Source organism: Spirosoma daeguense (assembly GCF_054776875.1).
Genome location: NZ_BAAHBF010000001.1, coordinates 597,989 through 613,999, shown reverse-complemented (window position 1 = coordinate 613,999; position 16,011 = coordinate 597,989). Strand labels below are relative to the sequence as shown.

The window sequence follows — 16,011 nt, the reverse complement described above, 5'->3', positions numbered from 1 at the left end:
CAACAAAAAAAAATCTTAGCCATTGTACGCTTTTTCAAGATCGGCTATCTCAATTTTGCTCATTTGCATCATGGCCTGCATTACCCGCTTTGCTTTTTCCGGGTCTTTGTCGCCGAGCATTTTTCCGAGCGCTGACGGAACAATTTGCCACGATACGCCAAATTTATCTTTCAGCCAGCCGCAGGGCCCCGGCTCACCACCTTCCGAAAGTTTTTCCCAATACGTATCGACTTCTTCCTGCGTTTCGCAGTTTACAAATAGCGAAATACCTTCAGCAAATTTAAAATGAGAACCTCCGTTTAATGCAATAAACTCTTGTCCATCAAGTTCAAACGTGGCAGACATCACTGTTCCGGCTGGTACAGGTGCTCCTTCGCCATAACGGGCCATCGTTTTAATAGACGAATTTTTAAAAATTGACGTATACAGGGTAGCGGCTTCTTCGGCCTGATTGTTAAACGTCAGGAATGTGGTGATTTTCTGCATGATATTCACGAGTATTTGTTGCTTTGTCAGACAAAAATAAAAGCTTTCGTCTCGCTGTGAGATAGGCAAAACCGACAAAAAACGGGGTAATTACGACAAGATTTTGGTACGTATCAAGGTATTATTGCTGTCATTACGGATACAATTTTCACCGTTTCGATAATCGATAAACATTACTGTGCTTCGGATACTAAAAACAGTATGCTGATAAACGTCAGATGAATCGCTGATGAATCTCAGAATAATGCAATGGGTTGTTGGCCAAATTGCTGTCAAATTCTGAGGCAATAATATGGCAACGCTTACGGTTACAACTTGCTATCACTGCGGCAACGACTGTCCCGTCGAAACACTTGTTTTCGACGATAAACATTTTTGCTGCGATGGCTGTAAAACGGTGTATAGTATTTTGAATCAGCACCAGCTTTGCCAGTATTATGCAATTGAGCAGGCTGATGCAATTCGGCCGGGAAACAGCCCCGGAACGAACCCCACTACGTCAGGAAAAACGCGGCTGGAGTTTCTGGATCATCCCGATATTGTAGCGCAACTGCTGGAGTTTTCGAGTGATTCCGTTGCTAAAGTCACGTTTTATATACCCACCATTCACTGTAGTTCCTGCCTTTGGCTGCTCGAGCATCTCTATCGAATCAATCCAGCCATTCAGCAATCGCGGGTCGATTTTCTAAAAAAACAGGTGCATCTGACCTACAATCCTACGCAGATAACGCTACGTCAGGTAGTTGAATTACTGGCTTCTATCGGTTACGAACCCCTCATTAGTCCGAACGATACGCCGTCTGAACAACCGAACGTAGCGAATCGCGGGTTTCTGTATCGGCTAGGCGTAGCGGGATTCTGTGCGGGTAATATCATGCTGTTCAGTTTCCCGGAATACCTTGGCCTCGATGATCCCTCGTTCAAACATCTGTTTGGTATTCTGAACGTAGTATTGGCAATTCCGGTCGCCTTTTATTCGGCATCCGGCTATTTTGTATCGGTTTGGAAAAGCCTGAAAAAAGGCGTGATAAACATCGATTTGCCGATTCTACTGGGCATTCTGGTTGCGTTTTTTCGGGGAACTTACGAAGTGTTTGCGCTCGATGGGGCTGGCTACTTTGATTCATTGACGGGGTTGATTTTCTTTCTGTTATGCGGAAAATGGTTTCAACAACGGACGCATGAATTTCTGTCGTTCGAGCGGGATTACAAATCATATTTTCCGATGGCTGTAACGGTGGTGGGCAGAGGGCGAGGGGCGGAGGGAAATAGTAACGCTACGTCAAATCCAGCACCCGATGCGCCCAGCATTTTGCCAATTGAACAGCTTCGGAAAGGTGATCGGATTCGGGTACGTAATCAGGAGTTGATTCCGGCCGATGGGTTGCTTTATAAAGGGCAGGCATTGATTGATTATAGCTTCGTAACGGGTGAGTCGGAGCCCGAACCCAGAGAACCCGGCTCGCTGATTTATGCCGGTGGGAAACAGGTTGGCGAAGCCATTGAACTGGAAGTTATTCGCGACGTAACACAAAGTTACCTGACCCAGCTTTGGAACAATGACGTATTTCGCAAGAACAAACCATCGCGGATTACTACGTTCGCCGATAAAGTTGGTACGTATTTTACGTTGTCGGTTATTACGTTAGCAACGCTGGCTGGTACGTACTGGTATCTGCAACACGACCCGGCACGAGCAGTGAATGTATTTACGGCAGTGTTGATTATAGCCTGCCCTTGTGCTTTGTCGTTGTCGTATCCGTTTGCGTTGGGTAATGGATTGCGGTTGCTGAGTAAGCGGCACTTATACCTTAAAAATGCGGAAGTTATCGAGCAAATGGCCGCTTGTGATGCCATCGTATTCGACAAAACTGGTACGTTGACAACGGCACAAACGAACGTAACAGAGTCATTCGCACAGCCGCTATCATTGACCGACTACCGATTAATTGCGGCACTGGTCCAACATTCGTCACATCCGCTGAGCCGCAAACTGGCTAATTATTTAGGAAAAAACTCGGTGAACGTAGCGGTAACCGATTTTGCGGAATTAGCGGGTAAAGGCATACAGGGCATTGTCGACGGGCAGTTTGTTACGTTAGGTTCTCATGCGTTTGTAGCGCGTGCTACGTATCTGCCCGACGCTACGTTGGCCGATGAGTCGGTTGTTCATGTACGTATCAACAACCAGTATCGCGGCTACTTCGGATTTCCAAACCAATACCGGACCGGACTTGATACGGTGTTGTCTGATTTATCGCATGATTACAAATTGTATCTGCTGTCTGGCGATAACGACCGCTCACAGGATGAGCTAAGGCGCTGGTTCCCGACCGATGGGCAAATGCATTTTAACTGCCGCCCAGACGAAAAACTGGCTTTTATCAACCATCTGCAAGCGCAGGGCAAACGTGTCATGATGGTAGGCGACGGCCTGAACGATGCGGGTGCTCTGAAACAGGCCGATGTAGGCATTGCCATCACAGAAGACACGATTCAATTCACGCCTTCGAGCGATGCAATTCTCAAAGCCAGTACGTTATCTCAATTGTCGAGCGTGCTACGTTACACCCGATTCAGTATGCGACTAATTCGGTTTAGTTTTATTATCTCCCTGATTTATAACTTTATCGGCTTAAGTTTCGCGTTGGTCGGTAATCTGTCGCCCATAGTAGCAGCTATCCTGATGCCAATCAGTTCGGCTACGATGCTTGCGATTGCTACGTTAGGAATGCGCTGGAAGAAGATGTAGTATGAGAAGAGCTTCCGCTACATAAAACCCCACCCTAAATCCCTCCCCCGTAGGGCTGATCTTGTAGGGGGTGGTAAATAGCGCAAAAACAACCACATGCACCATCCACCTGAAACCCCTACAAGATTAGCCCTACGGGGGAGGGATTTAGGGTGGGGTAGTACTACGTTATTCGTTATTGATACATTGTAAAAACCCAAATTTACCAGTTGGCTTTCCGTAGTTTTTCTGGTTCGAGCACTCGGATGCCGGTGCTCGAAATTTCGATCAGGCCGTCGTGTTTAAACTCGCCAAGTGTGCGAATCAGCGATTCGGTAGCTGTACCAATTACGGCCGCTAAATCGTCACGTGATAGTTGAATAGGAGGAGCAGGATTGCCGTTAGGTAGCGGTTGCTGTAGACGTAGCAACGTATCAGCAATACGCCGGCGGAGCGAATTATACGCCATTTTCAGCAACTGATCTTCTTTTTCATTGACGCGACCGGCCAGCAACCGGATAAACTGCCGACTCACTTCAGGTTGCGCAATCAGGAGTTGTAGAAAATCGTCTTTAGGAATATAAATCAGTTCAGAATCGTCGAGCGTAATGGCGGAATCGGTGTAATTGGCTTCTTTCAGTAAGGCCAGATCGCCGAAAAAATCGCCTGTGTTGTAAAGACCCGTTACCAGTTCTTTGCCGTCGTTGTTGGTGCGTGTCGTTTTAACCCGGCCCCGTTTCAGAAAATACAGTCGGGTTGGCTCGTCGCCTTCGGTATAGATAAATTGCTTTTTCGGAACGGGGTGGGGTTTTCGGTCGGCCGAAAGCTGTTGCAAGCCGCCCGTTGAGCGAGCATCGTTCAGAAACTGCGTCAGCCCTTCCTGTTGCAGATTATAATCGTCGGCGCGGAGCTTACTGAACCGATTCAGACGGCCTTCAACGGCGCTGAGCAGCTCCGTATCATCGAACGGTTTGGTCAGGTAATCGTCGGCACCCAATTCCATCCCTTTCCGAAAATCGACCCGTTCTGATTTCGCCGTCAGGAAAATAAACGGAATACCAGCCAGTTCAGGGTTTTTGTTGACAATATGCAGCACGCCATACCCATCCAGCACGGGCATCATAATATCGCAGATAATCAGGTCAGGACGATCTGCTAAAGCGGTTTCAACGCCAATTTTTCCGTTTTCAGCCGTCAGCACCCGGTAGCCGGCCAGTTCCAGAATCTCGGCAGTGTTTTCCCGAATGTCGGCGTTATCTTCAATGAGCAGTATTGTTTTCATGCGGAAATTTAATGGTTACGGTGGTGCCTTCGCTTAGTTGACTGGTTAGCTCAATAGTGCCATTCAGCAGTTCGAGATACTTGGCTACGATGTGTAAACCAAGCCCCGTACCTGCAAAATTGGTGGCATTTTTAGCGCGGAAAAATCGAGTAAATAGGTGTTTTTGATCGTCGGTCGAGATGCCGATGCCTTCGTCGCGAACGGTAATCTGAAAGCCGGTTTCCAGACAACGGGCAATCAGATAAATCGGCTGATTTTCACCCGAGTATTTAATAGCGTTTGAGAGCAGATTGACCAGTATTTTGCGCAGCAGCGACGGATCGCTGAATACTGGTTGCGCACAGTCGAATTCAGTTTGCACGACCTGACCCGTTTTCAACATATCCTGCAAATCGGTAATAACCTCTCTGGCTAGTTGCGGCAAATCGACCAGTGCCCAAGTCGCTTCAATACGTCCTTCTTCGAGTCGGCCCACCGATAGAAATTCTTCCAGAATATTGTTGAGGTGATTGACCGATGCTTTGATCCGGTGAATGTGCTTGACTCGCTTGTCCTGCTGATCGGTATTCGGGTATTTTTCAATCAACGAGGCCGACGTTAATATCGCACTGAGCGGGGTTCTGAACTCGTGCGACGCCATCGATACAAAGCGGGATTTCAGTTCACCCAGTTCGCGCTCGGCGGCCAGGGCTTTGGCTAGCTCATCTTTCGATTGCTCGAGTTGGTGCAGGGTCGCCATGAGCGCATGTGTGCGATCTATTACCTTCTGTTCCAGCTCGGTGTTGAGTTGCTCAATCCGGTTTTTCTGTTCAATTAAGGTTCGTTCGTCTGCTTTTTTCGCCGTAATGTCGATGATGTACGCAACCGTTAACAGCGAATCGTCCTGATAGAAATAGCTCAGGCTGATTTCGGCCGGAAAAACGCTTTCGTCTTTTCGTTTGGCGAATAAATCGCGCCCATGCCCCATAGCACGTACCGACGGATTGTTGTTGAACGAAGCACGTAACTGGGCATGACGGCCCGCTACCGAATTGGGTACAAGCTTATCGATGGATAAGTTGTCCATTTCCGAATCATCGTAGCCAAACAGCGTGCGGACGTAGCGATTGGACAGTTTTATTCGCCCATCGGTATCGCAAACAAGAATACCGATAGTTGCATGCGCAAAAATGGCCTCAAATGAATCATCGAACATAGACAACGTATCGGCTGGAGATTATGCTACGTAGTAAATAAACACTGGTGCAAAGTAAACGTCTACCAGCCTAAGTAAGCTGATAAAAATCAGATTTTCGATTGATGTGCCTCAACGTTCAGAAGCTGAAGTTCGCTCAATTTTACCTGCATTAACCGGCTTATTGACATGGCATCCCAGCCTTCGTTTTTTACAGCGACACTTCAACGGCCTGTGCTGTTGATCTGTACAGCTACTACTCCGACCCAGCGTGCCGAGGTTGACCAGTTACTGGAAAAACTTCGCGCCGTTCTGACGCCTACCGTGCAGATTATGCGCGTGAGCGAAACGACCCATCCTGAAGTGGTGCGCAGTTTCGGCTTTACGTCTGTTCCGTCTTTTGTCTTACTTCTACGTGGTCTGGAATTATGGCGGTACTCAGGGTCGGTCGATAATCCCGAATTGCTTGCTCAATTAGCCGAACAGATGCAACAACCCTCATTCAGTCTCTAATAACCTACAGTATATGAATTCCGAAAATTCTTCCAGCAATACCAACCAATCAGCAACTATCGCTTGTCAGCAAGGCTACGAACATTGGCAACGTATCATCAATCAGCAGGACGAGGAAATTCGCCAGTTACGTTCGTTGCTGCTCGATGTAATGAATCAGTATAACTGCCGAAGTCTTCGCCACGACGCCATTGATTATTACCGCGATCTGAATCAGCTTCAGACGAAACTTGATCGACTGCATCGTGACCTGATCTGTCAGGAAACGGGCTGTAGTATTAAAGATAGCCAACAAGCTTGTAGCAGTATACACTTTGGTTTATCGGCCCGAATCGAACGGTATGCGCTTGGGCTAATGGGCGATTTTTCACGGATCAAAGATGGTTGCCATCAGTTGCTGACCAGCATGATGAATCTGAACTGGCTCTAATCAGTGAGCCAGCAATCCGCGACAGATCGGAATGGTATCAAGCACCTGCGCCGGAAGTGAATACGTCGCTAAGCCACGACCAATGAGAAGAATAGCCACAATAACCGTAGCGGCAGAAAGAACCCGATTGATATACTGCCGCTTTATAGCCGATAAAAGGCTGGTAACCAGATTTACAGACAGCAGAGCGGGCAGTGTTCCCAAGCCAAACAAAAGCATATAAGCTGCACCACTAACTGGCGTATTTGTAGCTAATGTACCGGCTAGTGCCAGATACGTAAAGCCACACGGCAGCAGCCCATTTAGAATACCTAACCCGGCAAACGCGACCCATCGGGGTTCTTGCCGGGTTTCTTTAAATAGAACGGCCATTTTTTGCGTCAGCCACGGCCAGTTCAGCCGAATCGGCGATACGCTACGTCCGACCAGACTAATCAACAAAATAACGCCACTAATTACCGCCAGCGGACGTTGCCAGCCTAATAGGTTAAGGCCGAACGTAATGCTTCCGGCCATAGCCCCCAACGTACTATACGTAGCAATTCGCCCAAAATGGTATAAACCGATTGCCCGCCAACGTAGCGTAGCAGGCAATCGGCCTATTGGGAGCGCAGCAACCAGTGGCCCACACATACCCACGCAATGCAGACTGCTGATGAGTCCTGTCAGGAAAGCGGTAGCGAGCCAGAGCGACATGATTTACAGAAAAAACTGTTCTTCCTGATAATACTCCCGTTGCCCGTCCGACCAGCTAAATTGAATACGCCAGTTTCCTTTCGCCAGCGATTGCGTAGAAATAACCTGCCGATTTGGGTGATTGAGGGGAATAGCTACCCGAAAATCCTGACTCCGGTCGCCGGGGCGATAGAATGTGATTTCGCCTTTTCGGAGGTTGCTGGGCAGGGCAACAACTACCTGCTGCTGGTCGGAATGATACGTCATAGTTGCGGAAGAGTTATGCCGGGCGTTGTTCACCCGGTCGATGTGTTTCTGAAAATCGATTTCGTTCTGATAGTAATTATCGCTAACCAGATCGACGTGCTGGCGGGTCATCCGATACACCAACGTACCGATGAAGCTCATAAACAGCACAAAAACCAGCATAATTGCCTTGCCCCAGTTCATAAGAGCGAAAGGGTGAAAGAGTGAAAGAGCGAAAGGGTGAAAGAGTGGATAATTGCTGGAGCTTTGATTCATTCTTTCGCTCTTTCACCCTTTCGCTCATTGAGTTGGTCCCAGAAAAGATGTTTTTACCTCATCTAGTACGATGCCCTGGGAAATGACTTCGACAGTGAGTTTCGTACTGCTTTGACGAATCGATTTTTCGGGTAGCAGAATAAAGAACATGCCCTTCGTGAGTTCATCGGCTGGTACGTTGGCAATGGGCTGCACCATTTTTAACGTAGCACCCGGATAATTCACCCGGAACGTAACAGCCTTATCCCGATGCGATTTATTGACAAGCTCAACCAGATACAGATTCGATACGTAGCCACCTGTTTCGCGCTGGTACAACTGACCGGGGGCACGTAGCAACGTAGTGTCGAGGTCGGAACGGCCAACGAGCAGGAATACCCAGACACTCATAAGAAGTAAGAGTACCACGCTATAACCGATCATTCGGGAGGTAAAACGCCACGGTTTTTGTGTCTGAACACCTTCCAGCGAATCGTGCCGAATCAGTCCAAGCGGCCGATTAATTTTGGCCATTACGTCGTCGCAGGCGTCTATGCAAAGGGCACAGCTTACACACTCCATCTGGATGCCGTTACGTATATCGATACCCGTCGGACAAACCTGGACGCAGAGTTTACAATCGATGCAATCCCCTTTAGGCGGAGGGTTAAGGGCATGAGGGATTGGCGAAACATTAGGTTGATGATTCTGCTCCGTTGTGCTCTTTTTGCTACGTTCCATTTTCCCACGCGGTTCGCCCCGTACATCATCATACGTAACAACCACCGACCGTTTATCCAGTAGCACACTTTGCAGACGACCATACGGACAGATGGCCGTACAGACAACCTCACGCACGTAAGCGAAAACGACATAGAAAACGCCCGTAAACAACAGAATGGTCATGAATCCGCCGAAGTGATTTAGCGGGTTATCCGTTATAATTTCCAGTAGCGCATCGGACCCGATGATATACGCCAGAAACGTATTACTGATGACGAACGAAATCAGAAAGAAAATGCTGTGCTTCGCCGTTTTCTTCAGGATTTTTTCGGTTGTCCACGGAGCCGCATCGAGCCGTTTGCGCGCATTCTGATCGCCCTCGATCCACATTTCGATTTTCCGGAAAACCATTTCCATGAAAATCGTTTGCGGACAGGCCCATCCGCAGAATACACGCCCATATATGACGGTGAACAGGACGATGAAAACGATGAAAACCAATAACCCGATCGCAACCAGATAGAAATCCTGTGGCCAGAACGTAACGCCGAAAAAGTTGAATTTCCGTTCGAGAATATTAAACAGAAAGAGCGGTTGTTCTTGATATTTCAGAAATGGTCCGGCAAACAGGCACGCTAATAACACCCACGAAACCATCGTCCGCCAGCGGTAATACCGACCTTTTACGACTCTTGGGTAAAGCCATTGACGACTGCTGGTTTGTTTCGCCGGAAGTTTAGGTTGGCCCGTCGCGGATTTACCGCTGGGTAAATCCATTGACTCACTGGCTGGATTTACTACGTCTGTCATGATAAAACCGTCTGATTACTGCATAGCTACTTTAGGCGTAGCGGCTGTTTCGGGCGTTACTTTCTCGCCCTGTGGTTCTTTCGCATCGGCGGGTTTGGTGCCTTGGAGCGATAGAATATAGCTGGACACTTGCTGCACCTGAAGCGGATTCAGTTGTTTCTTCCAGGCAATCATGCCCTTTTCGGGAACGCCTTCGGTGATGGTATGAAAAATCGCTTTTACATTACCGCCGTGTAGCCAGTATTCATCGGTCAGGTTCGGGCCAACTTTACCTTCGGCATTCTGGCCGTGACAGGCTGTACAATATTGATTGAAGAGCGTTTTGCCGGATTCGATGGCTTTCTGGTCGGTGAGCAACGTAACGGTGTTTTCGTTGATTTTTCCCGCCACCAGCTTCACATAAGCCTCCCGCTCTTTCTCGGCAATCGCCATTTCCTGTGTGTATTCCTGCTCCATAATGTTGCCTGAGTCGAAGACATGGAAAACCAGCCAGTAAATCAGTCCAAAAGCAATAGTGCCGTAGAAAAGGCCCATAAACCAAGGGGGCGTTGGGTTATCGAGTTCAACAATACCGTCATAGGCATGTTCCATAATCAGGTCTTTTTCCTGACTAAGTGGACGTAAGCCAAGCCAGCGTTGCCAGAGCGTCCGATCATCAACTGCCGACGCTTTTTTCGCTTCCGGATTCAGTGCCTGTCGTAATACGTAGGCCAGATAAAGGGTGATGACCAGCACCAGTAAGGTTCCCACCGTCACGAACATCATGACGACAACCCACAACAGGTCTTCGCCAGATGTCAGGTGCCAATCAGAGAATATTGTAAGAAAAAATGTCATGAAGTAAGTTGATTAAACGTCGGTTGATTCGTCGAGCGGGAGCTGGCTCATCTGTCGTAGGTGGCGCTTATCGGCAAAAACCAGATATAGGCTAACCAGTAGAAAAAAAACGAAGAAGGTCAGAAACGAACCTATCATGTAGACGTCGGCTCCGGGAATGGCTGAAATGAATTGCTTGAACATATTTTTTGAATGAATAATGAATAATGGATAATGCACAATGAAGAATGTACAAGGAGGGAGATATGAGAAGAACCATTCTTCATTGTGCATTATCCATTATTCATTCATTTCTGTGTTGTTTCCATTTTCTTAATATCCGTACCGATACGTTGTAGGTAGGCGATCAGCGCTATGATTTCGCGGTCGGGCTGTACTTTGATGCCTTCTTTGGCAAGCCGTTCGCTGACTTCTTTCGCCTGTTTTTTGAGGTCGTCATTGGCATACGAAATTGTCTGGTCGTCGTACGGAACACCCACTTTACGTAGCGCATTCAGCTTGTCCGACGTATTGGAGATGTCGAGTTGTTGTGAAATCAACCACGAATACGGCGGCATAATCGAACCCGGCGACATCGACGTAGGGTCGTTCATGTGATGGTAGTGCCAGGAGTCGGGGTATTTGCCACCCTCGCGGTGCAGGTCGGGACCGGTACGTTTGCTACCCCACAGAAATGGGTGATCGTAGACAAATTCACCGGCTTTCGAATACTCGCCGTAGCGTTCGGTTTCAGAGCGGAACGGACGTATCATCTGGCTGTGGCAGTTCACACAACCTTCGCGGATATACAAATCACGGCCCTGTACTTCAAGTGCTGTATAGGGCAGTACTGATGGAATTGTCGGTACGTTCGATTTGACCATGAACGTGGGCACCAGCTCAACCAGCGAACCAATCAGAATGGTAATTAATGACCAGACCAGCAATTGAAACGGCCGACGTTCGATCCAGCGGTGCCAGAACGTATCCGAACCAGTTGGTTTATAAACGGGGGCAAGTGCGTGGGCTTCAGCATCTTCGTTCGCTACCAGTTTGCCCGCTGCCATCGTTTTGTAAAGATTGTATCCCATCAGAATGGCACCTAGCAGGTAGAGCGTTCCGCCGATAGCCCGCATCTGGTGCATCGGCAAAATCTGAAGTGTTGTTTCCAGAAATGTTGGATATTTCAGGATACTTTCGTTCGTGAATTCTTTCCACATAAGCCCCTGCGTGAACCCGGCGATGTACATCGGAACGGCATAGAACAGAATACCGAGTGTACCGATCCAGAAGTGAATATTCAGCAGTCTGGTCGAATACAACTGGGTTTTGTATATGCGCGGAATGGTCCAGTACAGAATGGCGAAGGTCAGGAAACCGTTCAGGCCGAGGGCACCAACGTGTACGTGCGCTACGATCCAGTCGGTGAAGTGCGCAATGGCATTCACATTTTTGAGCGATAACAGCGGTCCTTCGAACGTAGCCATCCCGTAGGCCGTCAACGCTACCACCATGAATTTCAGGATGGTATCTTCACGAACTTTATTCCAGGCACCACGTAGCGTCAGCAACCCGTTAATCATACCGCCCCACGATGGCGCAATCAGCATGATCGAAAACACGACGCCCAGCGACTGCGCCCAATCGGGTAATGATGTATAAAGAAGATGGTGTGGACCGGCCCAGATGTAGATGAAAATCAAGGCCCAGAAGTGTAAGATGGATAGTCGATACGAATAAACCGGGCGGTTCGCCATCTTGGGCAGAAAGTAATACATCATGCCCAGATACGGCGTTGTCAGGAAAAATGCCACCGCGTTGTGCCCGTACCACCACTGCACCAGCGCATCCTGAACACCCGCGTAGAGATAGTAACTCTTGAACAGGCTAACCGGCATCTGGAACGAATTCACTACGTGCAATACCGCAATGGTGATGAACGTAGCAATGTAAAACCAGATCGCTACGTAGAGGTGACGTTCGCGACGTTTTACAATGGTGCCAAACATGTTAATGCCAAAAACAACCCAGATGAGCGTAATGGCAATGTCGATAGGCCACTCCAACTCCGCGTATTCGTGCGAACTGGTAAAGCCCAGCGGCAACGTAACAACTGCCGATAAAATAATCAGTTGCCAGCCCCAGAAGTGGATTTTACTTAGTGCATCCGAAAACATCCGGGCTTTACAGAGCCGTTGCAACGAGTAATAAACGGCCATAAAAATGGCGTTTCCCACAAAGGCGAAAATGACGGCGTTGGTGTGTAGCGGACGAATTCGGCCAAACGTAGTGTACTGGTTGTTTAAATTGACCGATGGCGCAAACAACTGACTGGCAATCAGCACGCCAACGAGCATACCGATAATACCCCAGACAACGGTAGCAATGGCAAACTGACTGACAATCTTATTGTCGTAGGTGAAACGCTCAACCGGAGTGCTACTGCCCGGCGGCTGGTGCCCGGTGGTGGCCCGACTTGTTTCCCGGTCGGGAATTGTGGGCGATTGATTAATCGAAACGTTCATACGGAACAGGTACAGCGGTTACAATGAATTGGATGGTGAATCTGACATAGCAGGAGGTTCGTCGTCGAGCAAAACCCGAATCGACGGTGTGTATAGATCGTCCTGCTGCCCGCTTCTCATCGACCAGACAAAGGCTCCCAGAAAAGTGAGTGCCATGGTCAGACTGATGCCAATCATGAAATAGATGATGCTCATGGCCTCCTTTGGTTTTCAGGCTCAAAGGTGGAGAGATTGGTACGGGCAAATTATGACGTACGTCAGGAGAGAGGCTGATAGAATTCAGTTTGGTTGAAGCAGACCAGCAGCGACATAAGTAAACGGCCGGGAAGTTGCTTGGACCCCATGACAGCCGCTGATTTTACCACCCCCTGCCCCCTCCTAAAACAGGAGGGGGGGGTCGAAAAGGGTCGCTTCTGTACATTCCCCTCCTGTTTTAGGAGGGGTTAGGGGTGGTAAAATCAAAACTCCTACAGAATTAGCTCATTATGTGACTTACCAGTTTAGAGTGGGGTAAAATGAGCCCAAAGAGCAAGCTATTCTTTCTGGTAAATTATATTTACACGTAGATTGTCTTCTACTTATTTTTAGGACAGCGTAATACGGACAACCCAAACTTATGTTACGTTGCCATTAGGTCAAAATACTACGTCTCTTAGTCTCTTTTCGATCAATGTTAAAGCTCGCATTTACCGGCATCTCCGTATTCTTACTTCTATTTTTCAACCTGCTACGTTGGGAGCGTTCCGAAACGTCGGCGTCTCGCCAACTGCTCACCCGCGCCGATTCGCTGCCTAATGCCAGTAGCTGGCCCGCTGAACTGAGCGTAACGAATTTCGCTGGCCCCGACCTTACGCCAAGTCCGGCCTGTCTGGCTGTTGCACCAACGGGCGAGGTTTACGTTGGTGTCGATATGATTGGTTCGCTGGGGAAAAAACCGGGGCAGGGACGTATCGTCAGGCTGGTTGATACGAATCACGACGGCAAAATGGATACGCACACTACGTTCGCCGTGGTCGATAACCCCCGTGGTATTCTGCCCGTTGGCGATCAGGTTTTTGTGTTGCATACTGCTTTCTCGAAAGAAACCGGTATAGCGTCGGGTATGGATCTGGTGGTCTTTGCTGATAAAAATCATGACGGTGTGGCCGATGGGCCTTCGTCGCCACTGATCGAACACATTTGTTCGCCCAAATTCATTCAAAGTCGCGGTACCGACCACGCTACCAACGGTATTCGGATGGGTATCGACGGCTGGATTTACATTGCCGTTGGCGATTTTGGTTTCCACGGTGCCACCGACCGTTCGGGCAAAAAGATGACCATGCTTGGCGGAGGAATCGTTCGCGTTCGGCCTGACGGTACGGAAATGGAAATTTTCACGCACGGTATGCGGAATATCTACGACGTAGCAATCGACCCATACATGAACGTGTTTACGCGCGATAACACCAACGATGGTGGTGGGTGGAACATCCGGTTCAGCAATCAGATTCAATCGGGCGAATACGGCTATCCGGTTCTGTTCAAGCACTTTACCGACGAAATTATTCCGGCTCTGGTCGACGTTGGTGGCGGTTCAGGAACGGGTTCGTTTTACATGAATGACGATACGTGGCCGGAGAAATACAATAACGTACCGATGATGGCCGACTGGGGGCGCAACCAGCTTTATCTGCACCGCGTTACGCCCGACCAATCTACCTTTACCCAGAAAGAGGAAGAGTTTATCAAGCTTTCGCAGATTACGGATGTCGATGTCGATGCATCGGGCCAGATGTATTTATCAGCCTGGGCTGGAGCCGGTTACTCAGGCAATCCGAAAAAAGGGTTTGTGGTACGGGTCGTTCCGAAAAACTGGTCGTACAAAGCATTTCCGGACGTAGCGAAACTGTCGGAGAAAAAACTGGCGGCTTTGCTGAAATCGGGAAGTGCCGTAGCGCGTCTGGCTGCCCAACAGGAATTGATTACCCGTCCGGCCAAAAAATCGGAAAAGCTTGTCTGGAAACTGGCTGACGATAAATCGGCTCCGCTTTACGCTCGCGTTGCGGGTATGTATGCCTACGCCCAAATCACGAAAGGTGACGGAATTGCTAATCTGGTGAAACTGACCGACGAGGCAGCCATGAGAGAGTTCGCGCTACGTGCGCTGGCCGACCGTAAAGCAACGATTCAATCGGTTCCGCTAGAGCCGTTTCTGAAAGGTTTGAAAGACGCATCGCCACGGATTCAGACTGCCTCTATTATTGGATTGGGTCGCTTGAATCATTCCGAAGTAGCCAAAGATTTACTGGCTATAAACGTACCAGCCTCGTTTGTGGCTCCTGCCAAGGGTACCGAAGGCCCACACGCTACGCCCAATTCGGCCATCGTTCCGGCGCATTTGGCGGTTCGGGCGTTAGTAAGTCTGCGTGCAGTCGATGCCTGTGTAAACGCTATCGAGTCTACTAACGGAACGCTGGCACTCTGGGCGTTACGCTACATGCACGACCCGAAAGCCGTAACGGGTTTAATTGCGGCTTACAAGCATACGCAGAACGAAGCCCTCAAAAAGCAAATACTCATTACGTTGTCGCGTTTGTATCGGAAAGAGGCTGATTACGACGGATCGTGGTGGTGGAGCACCCGCCCCGATACGCATGGCCCATACTACAAAACCGTTACGTGGGAATCTTCGCCCGTGATAAAGGACTTTCTGGTCGAGGAATCGAAAAAAGCAGGAGACAAAACGTTTTTTGTGGATTTAGATAGCCGTCACCGTACCGAAATTCCAGAATTTGCCGCCCAGGATTCTGTGGTAGCGGTAAAGGAAGAAACTAAAATTGATCTGGAGAAGATTCGTACTAAAAAAGGACAGACTGGCGAATCGTCTATTGAAGATGTGATGCTGGCGATGGCCAAAATTCCGGGCGACGCTACGTTAGGAAAAAAGCTGTTTACGCAGCAGGGCTGTGTGGCTTGTCATAGCCTGAGCAAAGGCGAAGCGATGAAAGGACCGTTTATGGGCCAGATTGGATCAATTATGACCCGCGAGCAGATTGCCGAATCGATTCTCAAACCCAACGCGTCGATTTCGCAGGGATTTGCTACAGTGCTGATTACGGCAAAAGGCAATAAGTCATACACTGGTTTTGTGACGGAAGAATCGGCTACGCGCGTGGTGCTACGTGACATTACGGGGCAGGTCTACACCATTCGGGCGTCGGATATTCTGAGCCGCAAGGAAATGGAAACGTCCATGATGCCAAGTGGATTAGTAAATGCGCTGTCGTACGAAGAATTTGCTTCGTTGATTACGTTCCTGTCGCAGCAGAAAAAATAAACTTATTTGCACAGAACAATCACACA

14 protein-coding genes are annotated in these 16,011 nt (G+C 48.8%); 4 read left to right on the top strand and 10 right to left on the bottom strand.

What is annotated here, in order from left to right:
- Positions 1 to 15 precede the first annotated feature (15 nt).
- A complete protein-coding gene (locus ACYVD4_RS02195; protein ID WP_460941982.1) occupies positions 16 to 486 on the bottom strand; it encodes a VOC family protein in 471 nt (156 codons plus the stop codon).
- A gap of 292 nt (positions 487 to 778) precedes the next feature.
- On the opposite strand from ACYVD4_RS02195, the gene ACYVD4_RS02190 reads away from it, so the two are divergent.
- Entirely contained in the window at positions 779 to 3,238 is a 2,460-nt protein-coding gene (locus tag ACYVD4_RS02190) for a heavy metal translocating P-type ATPase (protein WP_460941981.1), read from the top strand.
- Between the two features lie 202 nt (positions 3,239 to 3,440).
- Here the strand turns inward: ACYVD4_RS02190 and ACYVD4_RS02185 are convergent, their stop codons facing one another.
- Positions 3,441 to 4,499, bottom strand: coding sequence for a response regulator (locus tag ACYVD4_RS02185; protein ID WP_460941980.1), 1,059 nt, complete (start codon positions 4,497 to 4,499; stop codon positions 3,441 to 3,443).
- Positions 4,477 to 5,694 (bottom strand): PAS domain-containing sensor histidine kinase, encoded by a 1,218-nt coding sequence (locus tag ACYVD4_RS02180; protein WP_460941979.1) that lies wholly within the window; start codon positions 5,692 to 5,694, stop codon positions 4,477 to 4,479. The genes ACYVD4_RS02185 and ACYVD4_RS02180 overlap by 23 nt, the downstream gene beginning before the upstream one ends.
- 168 nt (positions 5,695 to 5,862) lie before the next feature.
- On the opposite strand from ACYVD4_RS02180, the gene ACYVD4_RS02175 reads away from it, so the two are divergent.
- Together ACYVD4_RS02175 and ACYVD4_RS02170 are read left to right on the top strand one after the other, a co-directional pair.
- The gene (locus ACYVD4_RS02175) at positions 5,863 to 6,186 is read left to right on the top strand and encodes a YbbN family protein (RefSeq protein ID WP_460941978.1); all 324 of its coding nucleotides are present in this window, start codon (positions 5,863 to 5,865) and stop codon (positions 6,184 to 6,186) included.
- 13 nt (positions 6,187 to 6,199) lie between these two features.
- A complete protein-coding gene (locus ACYVD4_RS02170) occupies positions 6,200 to 6,616 on the top strand; it encodes a hypothetical protein (RefSeq protein WP_460941977.1) in 417 nt (138 codons plus the stop codon).
- Here the strand turns inward: ACYVD4_RS02170 and ACYVD4_RS02165 are convergent, their stop codons facing one another.
- The 7 genes from ACYVD4_RS02165 to ccoS form a co-directional block, all read right to left on the bottom strand.
- Positions 6,617 to 7,312, bottom strand: a complete 696-nt coding sequence (locus ACYVD4_RS02165; protein ID WP_460941976.1) for a sulfite exporter TauE/SafE family protein — start codon at positions 7,310 to 7,312, stop codon at positions 6,617 to 6,619. It lies immediately after the preceding gene.
- Between the two features lie 3 nt (positions 7,313 to 7,315).
- Positions 7,316 to 7,741: a FixH family protein gene (locus tag ACYVD4_RS02160; protein WP_460941975.1), complete on the bottom strand. Its 426-nt coding sequence runs from the start codon at positions 7,739 to 7,741 to the stop codon at positions 7,316 to 7,318.
- A gap of 96 nt (positions 7,742 to 7,837) precedes the next feature.
- Positions 7,838 to 9,325, bottom strand: coding sequence for a cytochrome c oxidase accessory protein CcoG (gene ccoG, locus ACYVD4_RS02155; protein WP_460941974.1), 1,488 nt, complete (start codon positions 9,323 to 9,325; stop codon positions 7,838 to 7,840).
- 15 nt (positions 9,326 to 9,340) lie between these two features.
- Positions 9,341 to 10,162 carry a cbb3-type cytochrome c oxidase N-terminal domain-containing protein gene (locus ACYVD4_RS02150; RefSeq protein WP_460941973.1) on the bottom strand — a complete coding sequence of 274 codons (822 nt, stop codon included), beginning with the start codon at positions 10,160 to 10,162 and terminating at the stop codon, positions 9,341 to 9,343.
- Positions 10,163 to 10,174: 12 nt separating this feature from the next.
- Positions 10,175 to 10,345 (bottom strand): hypothetical protein, encoded by a 171-nt coding sequence (locus ACYVD4_RS02145; RefSeq protein WP_460941972.1) that lies wholly within the window; start codon positions 10,343 to 10,345, stop codon positions 10,175 to 10,177.
- Positions 10,346 to 10,449: 104 nt separating this feature from the next.
- Positions 10,450 to 12,666, bottom strand: coding sequence for a cytochrome-c oxidase, cbb3-type subunit I (gene ccoN, locus ACYVD4_RS02140; RefSeq protein WP_460941971.1), 2,217 nt, complete (start codon positions 12,664 to 12,666; stop codon positions 10,450 to 10,452).
- Positions 12,667 to 12,684: 18 nt separating this feature from the next.
- Positions 12,685 to 12,861, bottom strand: a complete 177-nt coding sequence (gene ccoS / locus ACYVD4_RS02135) for a cbb3-type cytochrome oxidase assembly protein CcoS (protein WP_460941970.1) — start codon at positions 12,859 to 12,861, stop codon at positions 12,685 to 12,687.
- Between the two features lie 475 nt (positions 12,862 to 13,336).
- On the opposite strand from ccoS, the gene ACYVD4_RS02130 reads away from it, so the two are divergent.
- Complete coding sequence (locus ACYVD4_RS02130; protein WP_460941969.1) at positions 13,337 to 15,985, top strand: DUF7133 domain-containing protein; 2,649 nt, start codon at positions 13,337 to 13,339, stop codon at positions 15,983 to 15,985.
- The last annotated feature ends 26 nt before the right edge of the window (positions 15,986 to 16,011 follow it).

Coding starts and splice junctions, on each gene's coding strand:
- ACYVD4_RS02195 (WP_460941982.1), bottom strand. CDS start 486: ATGCAGAAAATCACCACATTCCTGACGTTTAACAATCAGGCCGAAGAA.
- ACYVD4_RS02190 (WP_460941981.1), top strand. CDS start 779: ATGGCAACGCTTACGGTTACAACTTGCTATCACTGCGGCAACGACTGT.
- ACYVD4_RS02185 (WP_460941980.1), bottom strand. CDS start 4,499: ATGAAAACAATACTGCTCATTGAAGATAACGCCGACATTCGGGAAAAC.
- ACYVD4_RS02180 (WP_460941979.1), bottom strand. CDS start 5,694: ATGTTCGATGATTCATTTGAGGCCATTTTTGCGCATGCAACTATCGGT.
- ACYVD4_RS02175 (WP_460941978.1), top strand. CDS start 5,863: ATGGCATCCCAGCCTTCGTTTTTTACAGCGACACTTCAACGGCCTGTG.
- ACYVD4_RS02170 (WP_460941977.1), top strand. CDS start 6,200: ATGAATTCCGAAAATTCTTCCAGCAATACCAACCAATCAGCAACTATC.
- ACYVD4_RS02165 (WP_460941976.1), bottom strand. CDS start 7,312: ATGTCGCTCTGGCTCGCTACCGCTTTCCTGACAGGACTCATCAGCAGT.
- ACYVD4_RS02160 (WP_460941975.1), bottom strand. CDS start 7,741: ATGAACTGGGGCAAGGCAATTATGCTGGTTTTTGTGCTGTTTATGAGC.
- ccoG (WP_460941974.1), bottom strand. CDS start 9,325: ATGACAGACGTAGTAAATCCAGCCAGTGAGTCAATGGATTTACCCAGC.
- ACYVD4_RS02150 (WP_460941973.1), bottom strand. CDS start 10,162: ATGACATTTTTTCTTACAATATTCTCTGATTGGCACCTGACATCTGGC.
- ACYVD4_RS02145 (WP_460941972.1), bottom strand. CDS start 10,345: ATGTTCAAGCAATTCATTTCAGCCATTCCCGGAGCCGACGTCTACATG.
- ccoN (WP_460941971.1), bottom strand. CDS start 12,666: ATGAACGTTTCGATTAATCAATCGCCCACAATTCCCGACCGGGAAACA.
- ccoS (WP_460941970.1), bottom strand. CDS start 12,861: ATGAGCATCATCTATTTCATGATTGGCATCAGTCTGACCATGGCACTC.
- ACYVD4_RS02130 (WP_460941969.1), top strand. CDS start 13,337: ATGTTAAAGCTCGCATTTACCGGCATCTCCGTATTCTTACTTCTATTT.